General features: G+C 70.8%; 20 protein-coding genes and 1 pseudogene. 11 read left to right on the plus strand and 10 right to left on the minus strand.

Annotated features, from left to right (window positions below; all coding sequences use genetic code 11):
- Positions 1-6: 6 nt before the first annotated feature.
- On the minus strand, positions 7-1,422 hold the full coding sequence (locus tag ABT154_RS08795) for a lamin tail domain-containing protein (protein ID WP_351854693.1): 1,416 nt from the start codon (positions 1,420-1,422) through the stop codon (positions 7-9).
- Between the two features lie 303 nt (positions 1,423-1,725).
- On the opposite strand from ABT154_RS08795, the gene ABT154_RS08800 reads away from it, so the two are divergent.
- On the plus strand, positions 1,726-2,835 hold the full coding sequence (locus ABT154_RS08800; protein ID WP_351855091.1) for an acyl-CoA dehydrogenase family protein: 1,110 nt from the start codon (positions 1,726-1,728) through the stop codon (positions 2,833-2,835).
- 44 nt (positions 2,836-2,879) lie between these two features.
- Here the strand turns inward: ABT154_RS08800 and mtnK are convergent, their stop codons facing one another.
- Both mtnK and ABT154_RS08810 read right to left on the minus strand, forming a co-directional pair.
- Positions 2,880-4,142 carry an S-methyl-5-thioribose kinase gene (mtnK, locus tag ABT154_RS08805; protein WP_351854695.1) on the minus strand — a complete coding sequence of 421 codons (1,263 nt, stop codon included), beginning with the start codon at positions 4,140-4,142 and terminating at the stop codon, positions 2,880-2,882.
- Positions 4,143-4,229: 87 nt separating this feature from the next.
- On the minus strand, positions 4,230-5,951 hold the full coding sequence (locus tag ABT154_RS08810) for a flavin monoamine oxidase family protein (protein ID WP_351854698.1): 1,722 nt from the start codon (positions 5,949-5,951) through the stop codon (positions 4,230-4,232).
- Positions 5,952-6,218: 267 nt separating this feature from the next.
- Here ABT154_RS08810 and ABT154_RS08815 point away from each other — a divergent pair, with 267 nt between their 5' ends.
- From ABT154_RS08815 to ABT154_RS08840, 6 genes are all read left to right on the plus strand, one after another.
- Entirely contained in the window at positions 6,219-6,959 is a 741-nt protein-coding gene (locus tag ABT154_RS08815) for a hypothetical protein (protein WP_351854699.1), read from the plus strand.
- Between the two features lie 97 nt (positions 6,960-7,056).
- Positions 7,057-7,737, plus strand: coding sequence for a DNA alkylation repair protein (locus ABT154_RS08820; RefSeq protein WP_351854700.1), 681 nt, complete (start codon positions 7,057-7,059; stop codon positions 7,735-7,737).
- A gap of 146 nt (positions 7,738-7,883) precedes the next feature.
- Positions 7,884-8,861 carry a hypothetical protein gene (locus ABT154_RS08825; RefSeq protein ID WP_351854703.1) on the plus strand — a complete coding sequence of 326 codons (978 nt, stop codon included), beginning with the start codon at positions 7,884-7,886 and terminating at the stop codon, positions 8,859-8,861.
- 303 nt (positions 8,862-9,164) lie between these two features.
- Positions 9,165-10,394, plus strand: a complete 1,230-nt coding sequence (locus tag ABT154_RS08830; protein ID WP_351854705.1) for a peptidoglycan-binding domain-containing protein — start codon at positions 9,165-9,167, stop codon at positions 10,392-10,394.
- Positions 10,395-10,691: 297 nt separating this feature from the next.
- Positions 10,692-11,042 carry a hypothetical protein gene (locus ABT154_RS08835; RefSeq protein ID WP_351854708.1) on the plus strand — a complete coding sequence of 117 codons (351 nt, stop codon included), beginning with the start codon at positions 10,692-10,694 and terminating at the stop codon, positions 11,040-11,042.
- A gap of 70 nt (positions 11,043-11,112) precedes the next feature.
- Entirely contained in the window at positions 11,113-11,703 is a 591-nt protein-coding gene (locus ABT154_RS08840; protein WP_351854710.1) for a L,D-transpeptidase family protein, read from the plus strand.
- A gap of 81 nt (positions 11,704-11,784) precedes the next feature.
- Here ABT154_RS08840 and ABT154_RS08845 read toward each other — a convergent pair whose 3' ends face one another.
- Positions 11,785-12,321: an NUDIX hydrolase family protein gene (locus tag ABT154_RS08845; protein WP_351854712.1), complete on the minus strand. Its 537-nt coding sequence runs from the start codon at positions 12,319-12,321 to the stop codon at positions 11,785-11,787.
- A 346-nt stretch (positions 12,322-12,667) separates the two neighbouring features.
- Between ABT154_RS08845 and ABT154_RS08850 the strand changes: the two genes are divergently transcribed.
- The 3 genes and pseudogenes from ABT154_RS08850 to ABT154_RS08860 all read left to right on the plus strand — a co-directional run.
- The gene (locus tag ABT154_RS08850; RefSeq protein ID WP_351854715.1) at positions 12,668-13,120 is read left to right on the plus strand and encodes a hypothetical protein; all 453 of its coding nucleotides are present in this window, start codon (positions 12,668-12,670) and stop codon (positions 13,118-13,120) included.
- 8 nt (positions 13,121-13,128) lie between these two features.
- Positions 13,129-14,304, plus strand: coding sequence for a peptidoglycan recognition protein family protein (locus ABT154_RS08855; RefSeq protein ID WP_351854717.1), 1,176 nt, complete (start codon positions 13,129-13,131; stop codon positions 14,302-14,304).
- A 163-nt stretch (positions 14,305-14,467) separates the two neighbouring features.
- Positions 14,468-14,971: pseudogene (locus ABT154_RS08860) on the plus strand (DJ-1/PfpI family protein); the annotation flags it as partial.
- 10 nt (positions 14,972-14,981) lie between these two features.
- Here the strand turns inward: ABT154_RS08860 and ABT154_RS08865 are convergent.
- On the minus strand, positions 14,982-16,514 hold the full coding sequence (locus ABT154_RS08865; RefSeq protein WP_351854719.1) for a ricin-type beta-trefoil lectin domain protein: 1,533 nt from the start codon (positions 16,512-16,514) through the stop codon (positions 14,982-14,984).
- 360 nt (positions 16,515-16,874) lie between these two features.
- On the opposite strand from ABT154_RS08865, the gene ABT154_RS08870 reads away from it, so the two are divergent.
- The gene (locus ABT154_RS08870) at positions 16,875-18,032 is read left to right on the plus strand and encodes an aminoglycoside phosphotransferase family protein (RefSeq protein WP_351854721.1); all 1,158 of its coding nucleotides are present in this window, start codon (positions 16,875-16,877) and stop codon (positions 18,030-18,032) included.
- On the opposite strand, the gene ABT154_RS08875 is transcribed toward ABT154_RS08870, so the two are convergent.
- The 5 genes from ABT154_RS08875 to ABT154_RS08895 form a co-directional block, all read right to left on the minus strand.
- Positions 18,008-19,891, minus strand: a complete 1,884-nt coding sequence (locus tag ABT154_RS08875) for a GDSL-type esterase/lipase family protein (RefSeq protein WP_351854723.1) — start codon at positions 19,889-19,891, stop codon at positions 18,008-18,010. The two genes, ABT154_RS08870 and ABT154_RS08875, sit on opposite strands and share 25 nt — an antisense overlap.
- Positions 19,892-20,868: 977 nt before the next feature.
- Complete coding sequence (locus tag ABT154_RS08880) at positions 20,869-21,141, minus strand: GNAT family N-acetyltransferase (protein WP_351854726.1); 273 nt, start codon at positions 21,139-21,141, stop codon at positions 20,869-20,871.
- 223 nt (positions 21,142-21,364) lie between these two features.
- Positions 21,365-21,889 carry an NUDIX hydrolase gene (locus ABT154_RS08885; protein WP_351854729.1) on the minus strand — a complete coding sequence of 175 codons (525 nt, stop codon included), beginning with the start codon at positions 21,887-21,889 and terminating at the stop codon, positions 21,365-21,367.
- Positions 21,886-22,074 (minus strand): hypothetical protein, encoded by a 189-nt coding sequence (locus ABT154_RS08890; RefSeq protein ID WP_351854732.1) that lies wholly within the window; start codon positions 22,072-22,074, stop codon positions 21,886-21,888. Before ABT154_RS08890 ends, ABT154_RS08885 begins: the two co-directional genes overlap by 4 nt.
- The gene (locus ABT154_RS08895) at positions 22,071-24,062 is read right to left on the minus strand and encodes an ATP-binding cassette domain-containing protein (RefSeq protein ID WP_351854734.1); all 1,992 of its coding nucleotides are present in this window, start codon (positions 24,060-24,062) and stop codon (positions 22,071-22,073) included. The genes ABT154_RS08890 and ABT154_RS08895 overlap by 4 nt, the downstream gene beginning before the upstream one ends.
- Positions 24,063-24,646: the final 584 nt, after the last annotated feature.

Consider the following 24,646-nt stretch of genomic DNA (forward strand, 5'->3'; position numbering starts at 1 on the left):
CGCCGGTCAGCAGGTGATGGTGCCCCTGCGCAGGGCGTGACCGCCGGTGTTGCTGTCGTCCGACCAGTACACCGGCTTGGAGCCACCGGCACACGTCTCGGCGCCGCTCACGGAGAAGCCCTCGTTGTTGAGGTCCGCCATGCCGGTGGGACGGTTGTAGACCGCGGTCACGGCGAAGGCGCCGGCCGCGTTCACCCGGAGCGTCCGGTGCTGCCCGCCGCACGTGTCGTCGCAGACCGCCCACAGGCGCGAGGCTCCCGGCTCCCACTGCACCTCCATGACCCCGCTCAGCCCGCTGCTGACGGTGGCGACCCGGGTGAAGGAGCCGGAGTCCGCGAGGACGTAGCCGTGGACCGCACCGGTTCCCTCGACACCGACGAAGAAGACCCCGCCGGTGTGGGCGCCGTACCCGGCCGGGTCGTAGGCGGCGCCGGTCGACGCGTCCTTGAACCCGGCGCCGGTCAGGGCGGCGTCGGGAACCCAGGTGATGCCCTCGAAGCCGAGGTTGGACCCCACCGAGGGCAGGTCGGAGGTCAGGTTCCACTCCTTGGCCGCGGTGAGGGTGCCCGACGTCCCGGTCGCGTCGTAGCGGAGCACCGACAGGCGGCTGGTCCCGGAGGCGTCACCGTTCCGCTCGCTCGCCACGAACACGCCGCCCGCCGAGCCCGTACCCGTGAGCGTGACGCCCTCGCTGTCGGGGCTTCCGGAGCCCGTCGGGAAGCGCAGGGTCTTTCCGGCGGACCAGCCGTTCGCGGTGTCCGGCTTCCAGCCACCCGAGCCGTCGCCCACCAGGCGCCAGAGCTTGCCGGAGTTCTGCGCGGCCCACATGACACCGCCCTCCTGGTGGAGGCCGCTGAGGTCCTCTCCGAAGACGTCGGAGCCGTCGGCGGTGGCCACCGCGGTGCCGCCCGGCCAGGCCACCGGGGTGGTCGAACCTCCGCCGGTCCCGCCGCAGCCGTTGGGGGCGCCCAGGGTCAGGGCGGCGGACTTGAACGCGCCGGTGCCGTCGGGGCAGCGCGACCAGGAAGGCGCCGAGTGCGTGGTCCACGTGAAGCTGTCGACGAGGGTGCTGCCGTCCGGCAGGTAGAGGCGTGCCTTGTCGGCGGAGCCCAGACCGAACGAGCCGTGCACGTCGAAGGCGCGGAACCCGCCGGGAGCCAGCGAGGTCCCGGCGGGGATCTTGTACTTCGAGCCGCTCTGGTCGTCCCTGAGGATCCAGCCGGAGATGTCGACGCTCGCGGCGCCCTTGTTGTACAGCTCGACGGAGTCCTCGACGCTGCCGGTGGTCACCACCTCGTTGATCCGGATGTCGTCGGCCGGGGCCGCGTGGGCCGGCGTCGCCTGGAGCACGCCGGCGGCCAGCAGAGGGGCGGTGAGAGCGAGGCGGAGGCTACGGCCCCACCCAGGTGTACGTGTGGTCACGATGTCCGTCCAGGGATGAGTTCCGACAGGGCGGCACGACGCTCCAGGCACGGACCGAACGAGCGGCCTCCGACGGCTGATCGTGCCATGAACGGTGGACGAACCACGAGCATTCCGGAGGGCGCACGGGGGCGCGTCGAAGCGGCAGGGTCGTACGAGCACCGCCGACGCCCCGGCGGCCGGGATCCGCCACCGCGAAGTGGCGTGTACTGGGCCGCGTGCACCCGCTCGTGGCGGGGGAGTGTTCCCCCGACCGGAGAATCGAACGACGGCCCCAGAACGAGGTGATCGCCGGTGCGAACGATGCCGGGAGAAGGCACTGCCCTGGATACGGATCCGGCTCTGGCCCGGGAACGCCTGGTCGCCGCCGTCACCGAGGCGGCGGTCACCGAGCTGCGACCGGTCGCGGAGCGCACGGCACTGGACGGTGTTCCCCCGGCCCACCTCGACGAGTTGGCCCGGCGAGGGGCGTACGGGCTCGTGGGGTACGAGCCGTCGAGGGGGAGCGGGTGCACCCACGACCAGGTGGTGCGCGCGGTCCACGAGATCCTCTCGGCCGTCGATCCGTCGACCTGGTTCGTGTACACCCAGCACTTCGCGCTGGTGAAGGCACTGACCAAGAGCGACAACACCGAGCTGCGCGACCGCCGGCTCCCCGAACTGGTCACGGGTGGGAGACACGCCACCGCCGGCTTCGCGTATCTCCGTCATCCCAGCCCGCCCGTGACCGCCGAGCAGGTCGAGGGCGGCTGGCGGTTGCGGGGCCGTATGCCCTGGATGACCGGCTGGACCATCACGGACACGGCGATCCTCGGCGCGGTCACTCCCGACGACCGGGCCCTCTTCGTACGGGTCGACAGCGGGCCGGAAGCCCGGAACGGGCTGGTCGCCGTCGACTCCCCACCGCTGTGGGCGATGGGCGGAACGCACACGACGGCGGTGGAGGTCCGGGACGTCCTCGTGCCGCACGAGGACGTGATCTCCCTGGAACCCAGGCAGGACTGGGCCCTCGCCTACGACACGGAGAACGCGAACGCCCACCCGGCCGTCTTCGGCCACCTGCGGGCGGCCGTCGACCTGCTGCTCGCCGCCGCCCCACGGGCGGGGGCCGCGTACGAGACCCTCGCCCACCGACTGGCCGACCAGGCCGCCCGGCTCCGTACCGAGGCCTACGCCCTGCGTGACGAGCTCCCGCCGGACAAGGAGCTGACGGCCCGGACCGAGATCCGGGCCGCCGCCCTGGACCTCGGCGTCCGGGCCGCGACCGCCTGTGTGGCGGCGACCGGAGGCCGGGCCGTCCAGTACGGCGACACCGCGGGCCGGCTCGCCCGCGAGGCGCTCTTCCACCTGATCCAGGCCCAGACCCCACAACTGCGCGAGGCCACGGCGGGCGTCACGCTCAGCGGCATCTGAGCCGAGAGGGGTCCCCGGAGCCACGGGCCGGTGGCTCCGGAGGGTCAGCGCAGTGCTCCGGCCGCCGAGGTGAGCGCCCCGGGCTCGCGATACGCGGCCGGGCGCGTCAACAGATCGGTTGCCAGCCGCAGACAGCGCAGCTCGCACGCGGCCCGGTCCTCGTCCGAGGAGATGCTCTCCAGCTCCGCCACGTGAGCCATGCCGATGATCCGGCGGATGATCTCGGCGCCGCAGAAGCCGATCGTGTCGGCGAGGACCGCGTTCAGATACCGCTCGCGTTCGGCCCGCAGCCCTCGGGTGTCCGCGAACAGGGCGCGTGGATAGGCGTCCCCCTGGTCCGCCTGTTCCCACAGCGTGGTGAACCCGCTCGCGAAGCCCTGCCACACGTCGTCGACGACGCGCAGCAGCCACTCCTGCTGCTCGGTCCTGCGGACAGGGGAGGCGGCGACTCCGCTCCCGTGCGCGTCCAGGGCGAAGTAGGCCAGGAGGAGGTGGGCGAAGAGACTGCCGATGTCGAACCCCATCGGGCCGTGGACCGCGAACTCCTGGTCGATGACGCGCGTGTCGTCCTCGGTCACCAGGATCGACCCCGTGTGCAGGTCGCCGTGGAGCAGGGCGTCGGCGCCGGTGAGATAGCGCAGCTTGAGGCGGGACACCGCGATCTTGAGCGCGGCGTCCTTCCTGAGGCGCTCGACCGTGGTGTCGAGGTGGGGGCTGGTCCAGCGGTTGCGGTGGTGGTCGTGGTAGATCTCGGTGAAGATCATGTCCTCCATGATCCGCGTCATCTCGGTGTTGCCGCTGAACTCGGCGACGAGCGCCCGTTTCCGCGGCGCCGCGCACGCGAGGTCGCTGGTGAGGAAGAGCGAGCGCGCGAGGTAGTGGGCGAGCTGGCCGGCGAGCCGCGGATAGTGGGTGCCCTGGAGCAGCCCCTGTCGGAGCACGATGTGCGGCGTCAGGAACTCGGTGACGAGCAAGCTCATCCCGGAGTCGTAGTGCAGCACCCGGGGCACGCGTTCCGGAACGACCCCGCCGTGCTCCTGGAGCGCCCGGTACTCGTACCGCGCCCGGAGGGGAGTGAGCGGCCAGGACGCGCCGCTGACGCGCACGTACGGCATGGCCTGTTTCACGCACACGCGGCCGGCCGGACCGGTCACCTCGAAGACGTAGTTGACGTTGCCGTCTCCGATCTCCTTGGCCTGCCAGGAGTCCGGCCGGCCGCCGAGGAGAGCCGCCACGGAGGGGACGGATCCCAGGTACGCGGGCAGCGTGTACTCGTCGAACAGACGGGGCGGGGCTTGGATGTTCATGATCCTCCGTCAAGCGTCAAGGCGGACAACGATGGTGGGCGGACGTGCGGAAGGCCGGACGGATGGATGGACGGGCGGTCAGCCGGCTCACACGCCGTCGTGCTCCGGAAGCTCCCACCCCTGAGCGGCCGAAGCGCGGAGCCAGCTCGGCCGTGCCCGACGCAGCGGTCCCTGGAGTACGTGCTCGGCGGCTGCCAGGACCCCTTCGACCGAGCCGGGCCGCAGTGTCCACGCGTCGTTGACCCAGTACACCGGCTCGCCCGGAAGAGGCCTCCGCATGACCGGAATGACTTCCTCCAGGTCATGACCGGGACGCCAGACGGGCCAGGCCCCGCCGTGCTCCTCGACGGACCAGTGCTGCCAGCGGGCCGACACCGGCGGCGGCGCGTCGGCGATGCCGTGAACGTCCAGAAGCATCGCGTGCGCCCGCTCGACCTGAAGCCGGCTCGCCACCCCCGGCCCCGACCCCACCCCGGGCCCCATCCGAGGGCCCGAGCCGGATCCGACCCCGGGCTCCGGACCCCACCCGCCCCCCGGTCTCGCCCCCGTCCGACGCCTCAGCCCACCGTCCGGATACGGCGGACCGGAGGCGAGGTCCGCCCACTGGTCGACGGCCGAGCCGTTCGCGTACGCCGCCAGCATCGTCCCCGGCGCGCCCCCCGAACCCGGCCCGGTCGCCCAGTACCAGAACTGACGGAGCGGCAGATCGGTGGTGCCACGGCCCTCACTCACCCCCGATCCGAGCCACCAGGAGGACGGATATCCGAGGAACAGCTTCATCGCGGGTACGGCTCGCGAGGCGGCGAACCCGGAGCGGAAGGGGCCTTCGTCAACTGGCAGGACGCCCGGTCGGAGGAGTTCGACGGCCCGGTTGGGCAGCGCCAGGACCACCGTCCTGGCCAGCACGTGGACGAGCTGCCCGGCCGCCCCCGCCGCATCGGTACGGACGAAGCGGAGCCGGTAGAGGGGCTCGCCGTCCCGTTCCCCCGCCCGGTCGACTCCGGTCAGCCGGTGGCCGAGAAAGATGTCGCCGCCGGCGGCGGCGAAGCGCTCGCCGAGTGCGAGGGGGACCTGCTGGAAGCCGTGCCGTAATCGGAGGTGCCCGCCGGGCGGGGCGCCCTGGAACATCTCGTCCAGGGTGCCCGCGACACTTCCGGCCGAGGAGCGGCTGTTGTACCCCCCGGTGTCGTGCAGCAGTGCGGCGGCCTCGCGGGTGAGGACGGTGTCCAAGAGCAGCGCCCAGGGGACCTCGTGGAGACGGAGCCCCCGCCACCGGGCGTCTCGACGCGCCACCCGGTACCGGGCGACCGCCGAGGCCGCCGTCCTCCCGTCCCCGCGGACGGCGGCCCGGTCGTATGCGTCCCGCAGCGCCGAGAACTCGGGCAGCACGCGCCGTGCGACAAGAAGCGACAGCTCGCCGCCGGTCAGGCCCCGCTCACCCGGGGCGAGCCGGTACGGGACGGGGGCGGCCGGGTCCCGTAACTCCCGTCGGCGGAGCCGTACCCCGCGCGCGTGGACGAGGTTCTCCGGCCTGTCGAAGAAGAAGGGCGCCGCGTCCGTCCGCAGACCGAGGTGCTCGACCAGGTCGACGACATGGTGCTCACCGCCGTCGAAGCGCATCCCCCCGAACTCGGCCACGGGTCCGGGCATGCCCGGAAGCGGCGCCGACCAGAGACGGCCGCCCAGCCGGTCCGAGGCCTCGAACAGCGCGGTCCGGGGCGGGCGCCGAACGGCGTCCGACCGGTCCAGGAGCCGACGGGCGAGATAGCACCCGCCCACGCCCCCGCCCACCACCACCGCATCCCACATCGTGGTGCTCCCTCCCCCGAGATCGGCTGCTTCGCGCCCTTGTGACGGTTCGACAGATCCCACACACTGAAGCATCTTGGTCACACAGCGTGGTCGTCGCGGGTGCTCGTCGATCGGCCGTGTGCCCGCGGTGCCCGCTGTGGTGCCTGGCGCGGGTCCTGGAGTGGGTCCCGCTCCGATGCAGCTCCGGCGAACCGCCGACCTCTCGGCGGCGTACGACCGCTCTCGCCGGAGCGATCCCTGTCCGACGGCGAAGGGGTTCAAACGATGGCGTTCCGGAATGGCGTACCCGCATCGGCTGCCGAGGGCTACGGGCAGATGGAGCGGTACTTCCGCGATGTGCGCTCGTTCTTCGAAGTGCTCGACGTACGCTTCTCGATCCCCGAGTACGGGGTCAGCCTCCGCCCGATCGGCGGAAACGCGCTGTTCTCGAACGCCAACAGCTACTTACTCTCGGACGACAGCTCCTACCCCTTCTACCTGTGGCAGCCGACCTGGCTCGGCCGCTTCTACCTGGACCCGACCACGGTCCCGCACGGCACCGACCCCAGCGACTGTCCGATGGACGAAGCCGGTCTCATCGCCTTCGTCTGGCCCCGGCTGGGCTTCAACGACGCCTACCTCGACGACGCGGACGAGCCCGAATGCTGGTTCGGCGTCTGCGACCCCCGGCCGGCCGACCCCCGGGAGAGGGCGTACGACAGCGCGGAGAAGATCTTCCAGTTCTTCCGCCTGGAACGGACCCGCCGCAACGAGGCCGACGGGTGGACCACCGGCGGATTCCGCGGCGCCGAGATGGGCTGCGACCTCCGAGGCCAGTGGTACCTGCGCCGTGTCCCGCTCTCCCAGCTCACCAGCTACCACCAGATCGAGAAGAACATCATCGCGCCACTCGGCGGCAAGTTCCACGAGCTGAGCAAGGAGAGCACCCCCGACCGTCCACTCGACGACGGACTCCTCACCGACCCCGCCGCCCTCACGGAACCCGGGGGTCCGGCGGCCGGGTGAGAGCCCGGATCGCGCTCGGGGGCCGGCCGGTGCGCTCCACGCTCCGGCCGGCCTCCGTCGTAGGCTGACTGTCGTACAGGACGGACAGGAGGCTGAGATGGCCGAGTCGAAGCTCGCCGAGGTGATGGCCGAGCTGGCCGCCCTCGAAGACCCGAAGGCACGCGCGGTGAACGAGAGGCACGGTGACGATCACGGTGTGAACCTCGGCAGACTGCGCGCGCTCGCGAAACGGCTCAAGACGCAGCAGGACCTCGCGTCCCGCCTCTGGGAGACGGGCGACACCGCCGCGCGGCTGCTGGCCCTCCTGATCTGCCGCCCGAAGGCGTTCGGGCGCGACGAGCTGGACGCGATGCTGCGCGAGGCCCGCACACCCAAGGTGCACGACTGGCTCGTGAACTACGTCGTGAAGAAGAACCCGCATGCCGAGGAACTGCGCCTCGCGTGGCTCGCCGACGCCGATCCCGTGGTCGCGAGCGCCGGCTGGGCGCTGACGACCGAGCGCGTCGCCAAGAAGCCCGACGGCCTCGACCTCTCGGGACTGCTCGACATCATCGAGGCCCGGATGCGGGACGCCCCGGAGCGCCTGCAATGGGCGATGAACCACTGCCTGGCCCAGATCGGGATCGAGCACCCGGAACACCGCGCCCGCGCGATCGGCATCGGCGAGCGCCTGCAGGTGCTCAAGGACTACCCGACGCCCTCGGGCTGCACGTCGCCGTTCGCGCCCGTCTGGATCACCGAGATGGTGCGCAGGCAGCAGGACAGCACGGCGGTCTGACCGACAGCCGCAGGGGTCGGCAACCGGTAGACCCGGGGGTCGGCAATCGGCAGCCGCATCACGGCGTCGGCGTGCGGCTCCTCGTACGCGGCTCCTTCCCCGCATGACACCACCATCCGTACGAATTCCCCGGGGGTACCACGAACGTGAACATCGACGTGCTCGGCCCACAGACACTGATCGCGGACGTACCGGCCTTCGCCGCCCATGCCCGCTCCGCCGTACTCCTCCGTCCGGCGGCGGGTGACCCCGGCCCGCACGACAACTCGGTCGGCGGCCCGCTGCTGTGGCCGAGGGACGAGCCGTGGCCGGTGTGCCGGGCGCCGCACGTGGTGGACAAGCGGGAGAAGCTGTCGGATCAGGACAAGGAGATCTGGCAGGACTGCGACCGCCGGATGAAGGAACGGCGCCGTGCGCGGGGTGGCGGCGCGTACGTGATGAGCGAGGAGGACGCCGAAGCGCAGCGGCGGATCATGGACGGTGCCGGCTCGCTCGACATGGTCACCTGGGAGCGGATCCGGACGGTTTCGGAAGCCCCCGCCGTACCCGTTCCCATGATCCCGGTGCTCCAGCTCCGCGCCGGCGATGTTCCCGTCCTGCCCATGCCGGAAGGGACGGACCTGCTTCAGCTGCTGTGGTGCCCCGACGACCACGCCGAGCCGCCGGGCCAGTGGAACTACTGGGGCCCGAACGCCGAACTGCGCTTCCGCGCCGAGGGAGCCGCCGGTCCGATCCTCGACGACCCGCCGCAGCCGGAGCACGCCGAGGACGTCTACCTGCCGAACCCGTGCCTCCTGGACCCGTTCCGTGTCGTGGACCTGCCCGAGCAGGGCGAACTCCCCGAGGAGCTCGTCGAAACGGCGCGGGAGTGGGCCGAAGAACGTGACACCGAGTACGCCAGAACGCTCGCCTGCCTCCCCGGCTGGAAGGCAGGGGGCTGGCCCAGCTGGCACCTCACCGACCTCGTGCCCATCGACTGCGCCGCATGCGGAACCCGGATGCGCCTGCTGCTGACCCTGGACAGCGGGAAGGACCCCGGGCTCAACCTGGGCCGCTTCGGCGAACTCCGCGTCTTCACCTGCCCCACGGACCTCTCCCACCAGTTCCGGCTGAACGTGCAGTAGCCCGTCGCGAGGGGGCCGCCCTCGTTCCTCCCCACGGGTGAGCCGCCGACTCCGCGACCGTGCCGTCCAGCGCACTCGTTCAGGTGAACGTAGGCCCGTCGGCCGCCGCGCGGTGGCGGGGCGGGAGCGCGGTCGACCCGCAAGGTCCGGTGCCGGACCCCACGGCCACGTCGTTACGATCGGCGCCGCCGAGGCCGACGTAGCCACGCCTGCTGTCATGCACAGACCTGACCTGCTGATATGCGCTAGGCCGGCGGTGGCGAGGCCCGGCTCTTCCGCACGAGGCCGGGGAGGCACACGTACATGACGGACGAGCGAGGCGCCCGGGACGGGCAGCGGAGTGCGGGGACCCGACTGGCACAACTGATGCGCCGTTGGTGGGAAGAGGCCGGGAGTACGACCGGCGGCGCCCGGCCGACGCAACAGGCGCTCGCCACGAGGCTCGGGGTCGACCAGACGACCCTGTCGCGCTACCTGAACCCGAGGCACGCGTCGACCGCTCCTCTGCGGGTGGTCGACAATCTGCACGCCCAACTGCGTGCCCCCGCGGCGGAACTCGAACAGGCGCGGGCGCTCTGCCGGGCCGCCTGGCGGGAGAACGGCCGACAGCGGACGGCTGAGGGCGGAGGCGGGGCGCCCGCCGCTCCGACGGACGCGACCGAGCGGACCGCTGGTACGGCCGGAGCCGACGGCACGGCCGGAGCCGACGGCACGGCCGGAACCGCCGGGCCGACCTCCGAGCCCTCCGCCGACAAGGGAGCCGTCGCCACCGGGGCCGGGGCAAGGCCCGAATCCGCAGCGGCAACCGCCGAGCACGCACCCGACCACGCAAAAGACCAAGCACCCGACCAGGTACCCGATCAAGCCACCGCCCCGAGCGCCCGCAGCACCCCCGCCCGTCGCCGCAACCGCCGGCTCCTCCCGGCCCTCTTCGTGTCGGCCGTCGCCCTGGCCTTCATCGCCGGAGCGGTGGTCCACGACCGCCTCTCCGCCGAGGACCCCGCGGCCACGGTCGCCGGTGCGGCCGGTGCCGTACCGGCGGGGGAGGCGCCGCGCAGGTGGCCTTTGCTGCGCATGGGCGTGGAAGACCAGTTCACCCGCGCCCGCGCCCTCCAGTACCTCCTGACCGCCCGCGGCTACGACGTGCGGGCCGACGGCTTCTTCCGGCAGGACACCTGGGACGCCGTCGTGGACTTCCAGCGACGGCACGACCTGCAGGCCGACGGCAAGGTGGGCGAGAAGACCTGGCCCGAGCTGGTCATGGACGTCCGGCCGGGTTCAGGTGAGTTCGAGGTACGAGCCGTACAGGAGCTGCTGAACAACGTGGGCCAGGGCGGCACAGCGGTCTCGGGCAGGTTCACCGCGGTCACCACGGAGGACCTGAAGTACTTCCAGCGCACGCACGATCTGCCGGAGACCGGCCGCGTGGACGCGGACACCTGGCTGGCCCTGCTGGTGGGACAACAGCCCCCCGTCAAGGCGCCGGACTATCAGAGGGGCACGAGCAGCCGGCAGCCCTCCGCGCCCGGGTGAGGGATCGGCGCTCGGCGAGGGCAAGGGCGGCCCGAGCGTGATCCAGCGGCCCTGCTATGCCGTCTCCTCGGCACGGCCTTCATGCAGCAGTACATAATCCCAGGTCAGAGCCCCGTGATGCAGGGTGCATCGATGTGCCTGGGTCAGCCGCCGGATCGGCTTCCCCGGACCCGGCCGGCCCGGCAATGCTGGTTCTGCGGCCGGCACCCCGGACGGCACGCCCCCTCGGTGGGCGTCGCGTTCAGGTCCTCGTCCCGGTCCGCGTTCCCACCAGCAGTCCGCCCGAAGGGGGCACCCATGTCCGCTGTCCGCAAGACCATCACGTCCGCTCTGTCGACCGCCGTACTCGCAGGGGGACTCGCCCTGGGCGTCGTCACTCCGGCGAGCGCGGCCGGCTGCCCGTCCTCCGCCGCTCCGGTGATCAACGGCGCGGCGGCGAGCTGGAGCCTGCGCTGCTCCGGCAAGGACGTGACGGTGTCCGGCTGGCTCCAGGACACCAGCATGGACGGCAAGTGCGCCAAGGTCCGCATCAACGCCGGCAACGGCGAGTACAAGGCGGAGACCGCGTGCAACTCCGGTGTCCGCAAGCAGTTCTCCTTCACCTTCAAGGGGACGAAGACGGCACAGGTACGCCTCGCCACCGTCTGACGGCCCGACCGCCCGCCCTTCCCGCACGACGGGGTCCCCCCGTCGTGCGGGAAGCACGAGGAAGAGAGACATGAGCAAGAGCAGCAGCAACGGACGCCGTCTGCGCGGAGCCGTGATCGCCGCGTCCGCGGCCACCGTCCTGGCCCTGGCACCGGCCGCCCTCGCACAAGGGCCCGGGGGTGCGCCGCAGAAGCCCGTGGACGCGCCGACCACCCTGGTCTTCGACAAGAACCTGAGTGATCCGACCGACTCGCGCCTGTCCGTCTTCAAGGGAACGAAGCTCTGGGCCACCTACCGGGCGGGATCGGGTCTCAAGGTCACGGACGACTGCGTACGTGCCAGGGGCTGGCTGCCCAACGGCAACTGGAGGATCAAGCTCAAGACCCCCACGTACAACGGCAACCTCATCAAGGGCTACGCGATCCACCTGGAGGACATGAAGTGCTCCAAGGGCACGCTGACACGCACGGAGATGTTCATCCACTCCGAGATGAACCGCGACGGCAGCGCGGGCGGCACTGAACCCCGCCGCTGGGACGGCGCCGGCGACTACAAGTCCAACGGCTGTGTGAAGCTCAATCCGGTGGACATCAAGGCGATGTTCCGGCTCCTCGACCGCGCCGACATCGGCTGGCCGACCCACCTGCGCGTGGTGTCCTGACCCGGACGCGCGAGAGGGGCGCCGGTTCCGTCGTCGAGCGGACGGGAACCGGCGCCCCTCGTGGTGAGCGCGCAGGGGCCCTCAGTAGACGTGACCCACATGGGCGAGCGCCTGCTTCAGCACCATCCCGTGACCGCCCGGCATCTCGCCCTGCACGGCGGCGGACGCCGCTTCCTGCGGGCTGAACCACACCAGGTCCAGCGCGTCCTGCCGAGGTCGGCAGTCGCCGGTCACCGGAACGATGTACGCGAGGGAGACGGCGTGTTGACGCGGGTCGTGGTAGGCCGTGACACCGGCCGTGGGGAAGTACTCGGCGACCGTGAAGGGCTGCAAGGACGCCGGGACTCGGGGGAGGGCCATGGGACCGAGGTCCTTCTCCAGATGGCGGAGCAACGCGTCACGGACCCGCTCGTGGTGCATGACACGCCCCGACACCAGGGTGCGGCTTATCGTTCCGTCCGCGCCGATGCGCAGAAGCACTCCGATACTGGTGACTTCGCCGCTGTCGTCCACGCGCACGGGCACGGCCTCGACGTACAGGATCGGCATCTGGGCGCGGGCGGCTTCCAGCTCGTCCTTGGTCAGCCAGCCGGGCGTGGTCTCGGTCATGTCAGACATCGCCTCATCATACTTTCCGGGCGGGGTGTCGGCCCAGGTGACATGTCTGCCAGTCGGGTGGGAATTCGAACGGAACGAGGGCGTGCCCGAACGAGCGGACGACAGCGTCGCACTCCGTCACCATGCGGGCATATGACGGCGTGTCGGTGACCGGAGGGCGTGTGACGAGGGAATTCGTCCGATTCTTCCGTACCCTCGCATCCGGGGAACCCGGCGGTGTATAACGCAGCGCAATCAGCCGCCGAACGAAAGAGCGATGATGTCGTCCACGGAAGGTCCGCCGGTTCCGGACGGACCAGAAGTCCCGGGATCCGCAACGGATTCACGGAAGCGCCACCGAATCCTCGTGGCCGCCACCGCGAGCCTGCTCGCCCTGTGCGGCGCGCTCGCGGCCTACGGAACCCTCGGATCCGACAACACCTCCGAGCCCGGACACGGGAACGCCAACGGGAACGCGGTGGCCGGAGGGCCATCCGCGACCGCGCGGACCGAAGTGGCGTACGAGGTCCTCGGCGAGGGCACCGCCGACATCGCCTACCGCGAGGCGGACGCCGAAGACATCGTCAGGAACGTCCGCCTGCCCTGGCGGAAGACGGTACGTCTGCCTCAGGGCACGACCCCGGCCGTCAGCGTCACCCTCGGCGAGAGGGGCGGCCGGGCCGGCTGCGGCCTCACCGTCGCCGGTCGGCACGTCATGCGCTCCACCGCGGAGGGCGCCTTCGGGCGCGGCAACTGCGCGAGCGCGGACCCCGACGCCGCCCCCGCTTCGACCCCCAGCCCCGTCCCCACCAGCTCCTAAGGAACACCGTGATTCCCCAGCTCCTCGGCCGTACCGGCCGCCGCGCCGCCACCGTGGCCGGACTCGCCGCTGTCGTCCTGGCCTCCACCGGCCTCACCGCAACCACCACCGCAGCCGCCCCGACGCCCGTATCCGCGTCCCCCGCCGCCGACGGCAGCGGGCACGGACTGCAGAGCATCCGGCTCGACGACACCGATCCCGTACGCCGCGCCCTGCCGGCCCGCACCACCGAACCCTTCAGCATGATCGGGCTCACCTGGACCGATCCCCGGGCCGAACTGGGCGGCACGGCCGAGGTCCGTACCCGTGACCACCGCACCGGTGCCTGGTCCGCCTGGCGCGCGCTCGACCTGGACGCACGAACCCCGGAAACGGGCCTCGACGGCCGCGCCCCCGGAGTACGAGCGGGTACCCAGCCGCTGTGGACCGGTCCGTCGAACGGCGTGCAGGTACGGGTCACCGCCGCGCCCGGCACCCGGGCGAGCCTGCCCAAGGGCCTGCGGCTCGAACTCGTGGACCCGCTCGCCGATGAGGCCCGTGCGGAGACGCGAACGTCCACGACGCTCACCGCGAACGGGCAGCCGGCCGTCACCCCGCGCTCGGGCTGGGGCGCGGACGAGTCGCTGGTCCTGGCCCCCCCGACGTACACGGCCGAGACGAAGGCCGTCTTCGTCCACCACACCGCCGGCACCAATGACTACACCTGCGACCAGTCGGCCGCCATCATCCGCGCGATCTTCCTCTACCACGTCCAGGGCCAGGGCTGGAACGACATCGGCTACCAGTTCCTGGTCGACAAGTGCGGAACCGTCTTCGAGGGCCGCGCGGGCGGCATCGACAAGCCGGTCCTGGGCGCCCAGACGTACGGCTTCAACACGGACACCACCGGCATCGCCGTCCTCGGCAACTACAACGAGGCCGTCAGCACCGCACCGGTACTCGACGCGATCGCGGGCGTCGCCGCGTGGAAGCTCGGTCTGTACGGGTACGACCCCGCCGGGACCGTGAACCTCGTCGCGGCGGCGGACAACGGCCTGTACAAGAAGGGCCAGGTGGTCACACTGAACCGGATCTCGGGACACCGCGACGGCTACCCGACGGAGTGCCCCGGGGCCAACTTGTACGCGGACCTGCCGACGATCCGCCAGCTGGCAGTCCCGCAGCCGACGGCGCAGTCGAACTGACGCAGCCGCCCGGGGAACTGCCCCCCCCGGCACGGACGGCGACCGCATGGCCCGCGACCGCGACCTCGACGGCCGGTGGCCCTTCCGTGCCCGCTGCATGGCCCGAACTGACAGAAGAACTGCGTCAGTGCGGCCTTCTGGAGCCCGGAGTGATGACGGCGGGGTGCCAAGAACCCGAAGAGTCGTCATCACGGCCTTCCCCGGCGTAGAGCTGCTGGACGTCACAGGTCCCGCCGAGGTGTTCTCGGTCGCCACCCGGATGCTGCCCGCCGGCGTTCCCGGCTACCGGGTGGAGATCGCGGACGCCGAGCGTGCGGCGGCACGAAGGCCCGACGAGTCGGCTCGATCTGCTCCGGCGCGCACCTGCTGACCGCGGCGGGACCGCTGGACGGACTCCCGGCCACCACACACTGGCTCACCGCCCCGCGCCTCGTGGCGGACCACGAGCGTGTCGCCGTCGACGCGGACCCGATCTTCATCAAGGCCGGACGGGTATGGACCTGCGCGGGCGTCACCTCGGGACTGGACCTGGCGCTGGCCGTGGTCGCGGACGACCACGACCACGGCCAGCGCCTGCGCTCGCCGTGGCCCGTGTGCTGGTCATCTAGATCAAACGCCCGGCGGGCAGAGCCAGTTCAGTGTTCCGATCTCACGGCAGGTCCCCTCGGACGACGGGACTACACGAAGCGCTGCGCGGCGGAGCCGTTGCAGGCCTGGAGTGCGACCGCCTTGTTCGCGACCGGCTGGGTCAGGCACAGGCCGGTGGCGGTCGCCGGGCGGATCGTGCCGTCCGAGGGCCGCGTCCACTTCTGGTTCGCGCCGCCGTGGCAGTTCCACAGGATGGCGGCGGTGGGAGCGGCGATGTCACGGGAGTCCAGGCACCGGTCGTGGGACAGACCGACGTGGAGCGAGCCCTGCTCGGAGTCGTACCACCAGGTCTGGTTGCGGCCACCGAGGCAGTCCCAGCCCACGACCGCCGTGTAGTTGCGCGAGGAGCCTCCGACGGCGTCCAGGCACTGTCCGGTGGCCACGTTCTTGACCGGCTTGAACATGTCGTCCCATGCGCCGGTGTAGAGCTTCGGTGCGTTGGTGGAGGCGGGGTCGGCGCACGACGCCTCGCGCAGACCGGAGTTGTAGAACTGGGTGAAGCAGGACGCGAACGCGGCGTGGCCGGTGGCGTTGGGGTGGTACGACTGCCGGACGGAGTTCTCGTCCGGCGGGAACGACCCGTCGTAGAAGAAGCCGCGGGCCCACGTCTGCTCCGTGCACACCTCGTGCCCGTGGAACAGGCGGGAGGCGTCCAGGTAGTCGGCGCCGGAGAGCTGTGCCGCCCTGCGGATGCCGCGCTCGAAGACGGGGACCGCGGTGTTGCGGCCCCAGCCCGCGTCGGAGTCGTAGCCTAGGCAGCCGCCGGGCAGCTTCCCGGGGAAGTTCGGGTTGTCCGCCATGTCGGGGCTGATCGGCGACGGGTAGCTCATGAGCACGAGCTTGTACGCGTCGTCCGTGTACCCGGCGTCGCGCATGACCTTCTTGAGGTCGGTGACGGTCGCGGAGACCTTAGGGACGATGCCGTCCACACGGGCCTGCCAGCCCGGCGCGTACTTCGGCTCGCAGGTGCCCTGGCTGAGGACCCAGCGCGTGACGCAGTCCGTCATCACCGGACCGAACTGGACGTCGTCGTTGGCGCCGACGACGACCACCACCATCTTGACGCGGGTGTTGCGCGCCTTGATCGCGAGGTGGTCGCTCTGCACGAGCTGATCGGGGTACTGCTTCACGCCGCCGACCTTGACGTGGTACGTGGCCGCGCCCGAACAGGCGATGTTCGTGGGGGCGTCGGCCGGGATGCCGGTCCGGTAGATCGCGGCGTCCTGCGAGCGGTGGCACCAGTTCGTCGGTCCGTCGGTCCCGGGCCAGTACGTGCCTGCGCCCTCGCCGGAGATCTCCGAGTCACCGATCGACACGAGCGAGGTCTTCCGCTCGGCCTGCGGGCGCTCCTCGGGACTGCCGTACAGGCTGACGGCCTCGGCCGCGCGGATCTGCTCAAGCTCGGCGGGCAGCGGCGTGGACGCCGTGGCGTCGGCGACCACGACGGGGGTGGCGGCCGCGAGGGGGGTGGCGTTCGCGGAGGGTATGGCGAGCGCGGCGAGACAGAGGGCCGCCGCCGCTGCGGCGGCGCAGGCTCTCATACGTGGCCTGGCATGTGACATGAAGCCTCCCGGGTTGGTGTTACCCCCGGTATCTACTAGCCGGTATGCGCCCTGGGAAGCCCCTGGACATGACAAGTGCTCAACCTTCCGGAACGCGGGAGTCGCGCCGGGTCCCGTTGGCGCCCAGCCGGGGGCCGTGCCGACCGCCCCACTACACTGCGTCCCGGCCACCCACGCGCACGGAGCCATCGCCGCCGTCGGAGCACGCAGTCCTCCTCGGCCTCGCGGGCTGGCTGATGCGGGTGGCCGGGATCGTCGCGTACGGCATCACCCTCGTCCGCGATGCGACGGAGAGCAAGCCAAAGACAACCGGCCGCCGGCCGAACGCGGTCACGGCAGGCCGCGCGGAAGGAAGAACCCATGCCGTCACCACTGACGTTCGGGGACGAACTGCGGGCGGAGCTGGGAACCCCCCAAAGCTCCCGCAGCCTGGACAGCAGCCCGCGCTCCCTCGTGTGGAGCGTCGAACTGTCAGAGAGGACGGCGGTGGTCAAACAGGTCGTCGACGGCCCCGACGCCGACGAGCGCTACGCCCGCGAGGTGGCCGCCCTGCGGCTCGCCGCCCGAGCCGAACCGCCCGTGGTGCCCGTACTGCTGGCCGCCGATCCCGGCGAACGCGTGCTGGTACTGGAACACCTGGAACACCGGCACCCGTCGGGCGACTGGATCGTCGACTACGCCGCCGCGCTGGCCCGCCTGCACGCCACCGCGGGCCCCGAGGACGCCGACGTACTACCCCGATGGCAGGGCCCGGACAACGCCGACATCGACTCCTTCCTCAGCCTGGCCGCCGCCCTCCAGGTGCCCGTCGGGCCCGGCGTCACCCACGAACTGGGCGAGCTGGTGAAGCGACTCGACCAAGCGCCCGGCCACGCCCTCCTCCACGGCGATCCCTGTCCCGGGAACGACCTCCACACCGCCGAAGGGGTCAGATTCGTCGACTTCGAGCAGGCGTCCCTGGGCAGCGGCTTGATGGAGCTGGCCTATCTGTACATCGGCTTCCCGACCTGCTGGTGTGTCACCACGGCACCCCAGCCGCTACTGGAACGGGCGGAGAGCGCGTACCGCACCGCCTGGCTCACCGCGACCGGCTCCGACCACGAAAACCAGGACGACCTCACCGACGCGTGCACCGGCTGGCTGCTCCGCGGCGACGCACTGGTGGAGCGAGCACACCGTGACGGCACCGACCACCTCGCCCGGATTCCGCATGAGGACTGGGAATGGGGCACGGCGACGGCGAGGCAACGACTCGTCCACCGGCTGGGCGTCGTCAGCCGGAGGACCACCGACCACACCTCACTGAGCGAGGTGAGCGGCCTCACCGCCGACATGCGCGAACGAATGCTGGCGCGATGGCCCACACTTCGACCGGTCCCGACGGAGCGACCCTGGAGAGGGTGGCACTCCTGGATCGAAGCCCCGCCCCCAAAGACGCGCTCGACGGCCACGGAGCAGCCTCTCGCCCGGGCCGACTACGCGCGAGCCCCTCGTCAGGCGGGCTCGACAAGGAGCTGACCGCCGCTGAAATGAACCTGGGCCTTGGTTCCGGCGTTGATGTTCCACTGCGGGGTGATGGTGACGCGCTCACCGGGCTTCATACCGCTGAGCAGGTGACGGCGTGAGGCGTAGACGCGGCTGGGACCGTGGGCGGAGAGCCCGCGGGCAGGACTCGCGGGGGTGTACCCGCCGCTGGCCTGCCACAGCGCCCATACGGTGGCGGAGGGGCCCGCGGTGGTGTGGAGGGCAGCCGAGATGGTGACGTACGCGGCGCCGGACGACGGCACGGTGAAGGTGATGGGGGCCCAGTCGGCGACGGGGAAGTCCACCGAGGACTCCAGCCGGTCGCAGGCGGGCGCGGTCCGCTGGCTCGAGATGAGCAGCGGGGGGCGATGAGTGCCCTCGGTGAAGGGGGCGTCGGCCTGCCGGCGCAGCTGTTCGGCGAGGTGCCCGGAGGGTATCCCGTGCACCTGGATCCGTACGGTCGCGGGCTCGGAGTGGTTGCTGGCGACCCAGGCGACGGCTTCGATCTTGCGAGGGCCGGGGGACCAGGTCCGCGGAGGGCTCCAGCTCCACTGACCGTCGGCGCCGACGGGGGATTCGCCGACCCGGACGCCGTCGTCGAGCAGGTGGACGGCGCGCACGCCCTTCTGGGCGGTGCCGCGGAACTCGGGCCGAGGGTGGGTGTACGAACCGTCCGACGGCGTAGTGATCACCGGGGGCTCGACATGGGTGACCACGACGAAGTCGACGGTCGCCGTGTTGGTGAGGTCCTCGCCGCGCCCCGCGGCGACGAGCAGCGTGTGCTCACCGGCCGGCCAACCGCTTTCGCGGCGCCAGTTCCAGGCCCCGTTCGGGCCAGGAGGGGTGGTGCCGATGCAGCGGGTGCCGACGAAGAAGTAGAGGGTGTCCGTGTCCGGCGGGCAGGCGCCGGTCAGGGACACGAGCGGGCCGACGATCGCCTGCGCGCGAGGGGCCGTGATCGTCACGGGTCGCGGGGCGACGGGCTCCGGCTCGGGCTGGGCACGCCACGACCACTGGCGCTTGCGCTGCGGTTCGGGCCGCTGTCCCAGCCACGATTCGGCCCGGAGGAGGGCGGCTTCCTGCTCGGCGGCGGCGTCCTTCAAGGCGCCGAGCTCGTCGTCGGTCAGGACGGCACCCACCGCGCGCTGCGGGATGACGTCCGCCGTCAGCAGGTCGTTGTCGGACAGCTGGGCCAGCAGCCAGGCGGCTGTGGCGTGCGCGCCGCGGGTGTTGAGGTGGGTCCAGTCCCGCTTGCCCTGCGGATGCTCGGGGTGCTGCCCGGGCTCGAACCAGCCCAGCAGCCGCACGGCCGCCATCGGGCCGAGATCCTGCCACAGCTCCTCGGACCACCGGTTGAGGTCCACCAGCGGTACGCCCACGTCGGAGGCGGTCTTGACCATGATGTCGGCGCGCTCGCGCAGTCCGTTGGACACCTGCCCGTCCGCGTGGAACGTTCCTCGCGCGAGCGACGTCACGAACACCGGCGACACCCCGAGCTCCCGCAGCGTCTCCGCGTACAGCTCCAGGTACGCCCGGAACTCATCGGCGCTCGTGTACTTGTCGGGCTCCATCATGTTCTGGTCGTTGTGCCCGAAGGAGATCAGCGCGATGTCGCCCGGGCGCGCCTCGTTCAGCACCCGGATGAAGGGGTGGGTGTAGAAACTGCGGCTAGAGGCGTTGTACAGAGCGAAGTTGAGCACCTCGATGTGCCCGACGAGCAGTTCGGAAAGCGCCTGCCCCCAGCCCTGCAGGGGATGCTGCTTGGGATTCACCGCAGCGGTCGAGTCGCTCAGAACAAGGATGCGCGGTCCGCTCGCGTCGTCCTGCGGTGCGTCACGCAGAATGCCGGCCACAGCAGTTGACTCCGTAGCCTTCGGCGTAGGGCTCGCCTCACCGGAAGCTGACGTTATGGAACCCTGGGTGGATGCGGGGGACATGACGAGAACGCTCCGATGCGAACAGGGGACTTGTTATGAACGAGGTCGGTTCGACCATGGGTTTGCGGTGTGTGCGGAGGCACTGGCAGTGCTGAGGCTGAACGTTGAGCCGGTTCGTGCGCGCTACGGCGCAGGTCACCCGACCATGACTCGAGGTCCGTCAGGTTTCGACGTCACCCGCAGCCCGGTATTCGGGGCAATCCGGAATCTCGCCGCAGCGATTCCGTCGTCGCGATTCGTCAACGTTTCCAGGCCCTGATTTCAATAGGAGCTAGCCAGTGGTGCGGGCGCGCCTGAACAACATGCCACGCCGACGTCGAAGGGTCAAAGGAAACTCATAGGAATCTCAAGGCCCGCTGAAATCCGAGTCATGGATTCGCGCAGAAAGTAAGATATTGCCCGAATCCATGGGGCCTTGAGCCCCGTAGGACGTGACCAACCTCATGACCCGAGCGGGAACTGGTCCACGGAACCGGAACGTCTCCGGCCCGGAGGCGCAGGTGTGGCAACACAAGGGCCGAACCACGCCACGGCCCCCGCCCCGACCAGCCGGCCGAATCGGCCGTGGCAACGCCGACACGACCGCCCGCGCTCCACCCGAGCGGCCGGCTACAGCAAGACGGCCACCGCTGTCGCCGGAGGCCCCGAAACGGCTGCCCGAGCCGATCGGACGAGCGAGCGGTGTCGGTGCGCCCGGCGCCTGGAGCGCCGGACTTGCCGACCATCAGGTCGACCTCAACGCGGACTACCTGTCGGTGGTCGTGGACGGCTCGGTCCAGGCCTGGACGAACAACGGCGCGGTATTCAGCGGCGGCTGCCCGGCAACCTCGGGCGGCAGCCATCCGCACAGTCTCAAGATCAGCGATCTGCCGGCGGCAGCAATCCGCCCGCGCTCACACCCCCTCCCCCTCGGGCGGGGAGGGAAGCCTCGTCATCCGCATCAGCGCGGGATCGCTCCGGAACCCGAACTGCTCGTACAGCGGCGCGGCGTCCACGCTCGCGTGCAGCTCCAAGAGCGTCACCCCATCGCGTTCGAGGCGCTCCGCGTCGAGAGGCTCCGAGAGGATCAACTCCGAACGGAGCCGAATGATCTCGTCGGCATCGTCCGGCGTGCCCGGCCTCGCGGCTGATCCAGCTTCGACCGGAGCGTCCGTTCTGTGGCCCATGGGAAGTACCTCCGTCAAACGGTCTCAAAAATGACCAGAACGAGCCTGGGGTTGAGCAACCAGAGATCCCCATGGGTGCCCCCGAGGACCGTCGGCGGCAGCATCGCAGCAAGCTTCGCCACGCCCTCAGGTACTCCGCATCTCCCAGCTCCAGACGGACCGGGTCCTCTCCAAGCGGCGCGCCACAGCCAGGCGTACGGACCGCCCCACGCCGTAACCGTCCCTATCCGGTCCCGGGGACAAGACGGACTCGGTCCATCTTGGGGTCATACCCGATGAGGTCGCCGGGCTCCTGGAAGTGAACCGCGACCCGGGCCCCGGCCCGGTAGGCATCGATCCCCGCCCGGCAGTACGCGACCATCGGCTCCGGCATCGCGTCGAACGCGAACCACCCCATCCCGTCGCACACCTCACGCTCCATGACCCTCGGTACGCCGCTCCACCGCCGGACCTCGAAGAAGAACCCGACGCGCGCGCCGCCGCCGGGGGAGCGGTGGTGCACGGTCACGGCGGCGTGGACGTCGGCCGGGTCGACGAGGAGGCCGGTCTCCTCCCTCGTCTCCCGGACGAGCGCGGTGACGACGTCTTCGTGCGGACCGTCCAGGTGACCGGACGGAAGATGCCAGTGGCCCTGGGCATAGACGGCACCGGCTCGGCGGGAGAGCAGTACCTCGCCCCCGTTGTCCCCGTCACGGATCGCGAGCAGGTGAACATCCAGCGGCTCGGTGTGCCGCACAGTGCCGCTCACGCGCCGGCTCCTTCGCGACGGGTGAGGAAGGCGTCGCCCCGCTCGCACAAGACCGGCCAGCCGACGACGCCCTGCTCGAAGACCATGCCCGGCCACCGGCCGAGGAACTCGGCGGCGCCGCCCAGGAACCACGAGCCGATCGTCGAGCCGAAGAACCCGGCGCCCCCGGTGCCCCGACCCTTCACGCGGTCGTCCCCTCAGCTACGTTCCCCGCGCCGGGGGACGCTGACTGTCCTGGAACCACAGGCGAAAGGAATTGACGGGCCTGCAGCTGGTACGCCTCGCGGAACGCACTCGTACCGCATGCAGGGTCCATGAGCTCCTCGAACGTCCCGTGCTCGATGACGTGTCCCTCCTCCAGGACGTAGATCAGATCCGCGTGCCGGACGCTGTGCAGCCGGTGAGTGATGAGAACAGTGGTCTGACCGGTTCCCGCGAGCTGGTGGATCTGGTCGAAGACCCGCTGCTCGGCCATCGGATCCAGGGCGCTGGTCGGCTCGTCGACGACCAGGACCTGTCCGTTCCTGAACTTCGCCCGGGCCAGCCCGACTTTCTGCCACTGCCCACCGGAGAGCCCCTGCCCGCCCTTGTAACCGCGGGCCAATAGCGTGTTCAGGCCGCGGGGAAGTCCCTTGACGACCTCATCAGCTCCCGCGTACGCGGCCGCGGCCTCGATGGCCGAGTCGTCCATCGCCGCGTTGCTGCGGCCGATGCCGATGTTGACCCGAGCGGTGAAAGGCCACCTCTGGAAGTCCTGCGCAACCATCGCGACCCGGGAGAAGATCCGGGCCCGGCACGCGTCGGAGGCACTGACATCCCCCCACATGACCCGACCCGCAGAAGGCAGATACATCCCGCACAACAGTTTCGAAATAGTCGACTTACCCGACCCGTTCTTCCCGACCAGTGCCACGGTCCTACCACGGGGAATGACCAGGTCCACCTCCCGCAGCGACGGTTCGTCGGCACCGTGATAGGTGAAGGAGACCTTCTCGAAACGGATCGCGTCGAAGTCCTCCGGTACGTCCACGCCCGCCTCCGGGATCGCCCGCCGCTCCGCCTCGACGCACAGCCGCTCCAGGTCGGCGACGAACAGGGACTCCTCCTGGATGTCGGTGACCCGTAGCACCAGGTCGGTGATGCTCGCCGACCCCGCCCGGATCGCGAGAACCGCCGTTCCGCCGACCGCGAGCGCCATTTGCCCATTCCACAGCAGCAGGCCCAGCACCGCGTAGGCGGCCACGGTGGCCACACCACGGGCCCCGTCCGCGAACAACCCCGTACGAGCCGCTACCCACGCGAGCCGCGTCTGCTCCCGCTCGCTCGTCTCCGCCATGCCCCGGAAGTGCTCCAGCAGGAACGGACCCACGTCGTGGACGCGGACCTCCCCCGCAGCCTGCTGATCGATCAGCAGGCGGCTGATCAGCTGCGCGGCCCTGGCATGCTGGACGAACCGGTGCCAGCTCGTGTACCGGGCCCGGGCCATCGTCAGCGAACCCCACGCGCTGGGCAGCGCCATCGAGACCAGCAGCGGCAGCAGCACCACGTGCAGGACCGTCAGCACGCTCGCGGCGGCGATCAGGGAGATCCCCGAGGCGACCACGGCCGTGCAGTAGCCCACCATCCGCCGCGCCGCGTCGGCGCCCCACTGAGCCGAGTCCATCAGCTTGTGGAACGAGTCGTCCTCGATCGCGTCCATCTCCACCCGCGCGACAAGCCCCAGGTACCGCTCGGTGGCGACACGCTGGACCTTGGGCTCCAGAACCCCGGTCGATGCGGTGGAAGCCGACTTCAGCAGGGAGGAGACGACCGCCATCACGGACACGAACACCAAGGCCGGCAGAGCCGCCCGCAGCCGGTCGGACAGGAGGCCCGACGCCAACAACTCGGTCAGCAAGGAGTTGACCGCCACCAGAGACAGCGCCTGCGCCACACCGCGGCCGATCTCACTGCCGGCCACCGTGTACAGCGCTCGCCGGTCAGCCTGCCGAGACAGCCGTACGGCAACCCCGACCTGCCGGGGAAAGCTCACGGCCATGCTCCACATACCGAGCTTCACCCACGTACCGCGGTGCACATTCCAGCCGTGGTCGTACGCGAGTTCACCGCCGAACAACAACTGCTCGGACGCCGAAGGAGCCTCCGCGCTTGCCTCGTCCGAAGCGGCACTCATGCCACCCACCTCGCATCCGTGCGCGCCGCACAACAGCCACCGGCACCACGTCGAACCCGCACCGACACGGCCAGGAGCCGGGGCACAGGAAGAAGAACGGTCCGAACCACAGGACGGGGATACATCGCGGCCTCCAGGCAGACGAGTGGGGGTGTCGGACGGCTCAACGACGGAATGCTCGGTGTCGAGCACATGCGATTCGGACGGCGTTCGAACCCCGAAGGCAGGCGAAAATGAGTTCGTGCCGTGTGCACCGATCCGTACGGGAACAGGACTCTGACCGAAGCCGGGTGTGGCCGAAACGCCGAGGGCGGGAGAGGGGAAGCCCAGGCTCTTCGGCGAATCACCGGCGGGCGCCTTCCCACATGCGGAGGAAGCACCACCGCAGCCCAGCCCGTGTCCCGAGGCGGGCTCGCGTCACTGCGGCGAGCCGCGTGTCCGGCGCGCCGGCGAGGAACCCCCGCCCCTGCCCAGCTCGGCGGGCAGCCGTTGGGGAGCGGCCCGGCGCGGGTCCGTAGAACCGAGCGGACGGGGCACTCGGCCTTCACTACCCGCCGTCGCCTGCCGTCACGTCTCCACGCTGC

It is taken from the genome of Streptomyces sp. NPDC001728 (assembly GCF_040297565.1).
Taxonomy (GTDB): Bacteria; Actinomycetota; Actinomycetes; order Streptomycetales; family Streptomycetaceae; genus Streptomyces.

Bases quoted from the DNA above. Each gene is read 5' to 3' on its own strand.
- ABT154_RS08830 (WP_351854705.1), top strand. From the start codon at position 9,165: ATGACGGACGAGCGAGGCGCCCGGGACGGGCAGCGGAGTGCGGGGACC.
- ABT154_RS08880 (WP_351854726.1), bottom strand. From the start codon at position 21,141: ATGGGCCACAGAACGGACGCTCCGGTCGAAGCTGGATCAGCCGCGAGG.
- ABT154_RS08835 (WP_351854708.1), top strand. From the start codon at position 10,692: ATGTCCGCTGTCCGCAAGACCATCACGTCCGCTCTGTCGACCGCCGTA.
- ABT154_RS08800 (WP_351855091.1), top strand. From the start codon at position 1,726: ATGCCGGGAGAAGGCACTGCCCTGGATACGGATCCGGCTCTGGCCCGG.
- ABT154_RS08865 (WP_351854719.1), bottom strand. From the start codon at position 16,514: ATGTCACATGCCAGGCCACGTATGAGAGCCTGCGCCGCCGCAGCGGCG.
- ABT154_RS08815 (WP_351854699.1), top strand. From the start codon at position 6,219: ATGGCGTTCCGGAATGGCGTACCCGCATCGGCTGCCGAGGGCTACGGG.
- ABT154_RS08840 (WP_351854710.1), top strand. From the start codon at position 11,113: ATGAGCAAGAGCAGCAGCAACGGACGCCGTCTGCGCGGAGCCGTGATC.
- ABT154_RS08870 (WP_351854721.1), top strand. From the start codon at position 16,875: ATGCCGTCACCACTGACGTTCGGGGACGAACTGCGGGCGGAGCTGGGA.
- ABT154_RS08895 (WP_351854734.1), bottom strand. From the start codon at position 24,062: ATGAGTGCCGCTTCGGACGAGGCAAGCGCGGAGGCTCCTTCGGCGTCC.
- ABT154_RS08845 (WP_351854712.1), bottom strand. From the start codon at position 12,321: ATGTCTGACATGACCGAGACCACGCCCGGCTGGCTGACCAAGGACGAG.
- ABT154_RS08820 (WP_351854700.1), top strand. From the start codon at position 7,057: ATGGCCGAGTCGAAGCTCGCCGAGGTGATGGCCGAGCTGGCCGCCCTC.
- mtnK (WP_351854695.1), bottom strand. From the start codon at position 4,142: ATGAACATCCAAGCCCCGCCCCGTCTGTTCGACGAGTACACGCTGCCC.
- ABT154_RS08810 (WP_351854698.1), bottom strand. From the start codon at position 5,951: ATGTGGGATGCGGTGGTGGTGGGCGGGGGCGTGGGCGGGTGCTATCTC.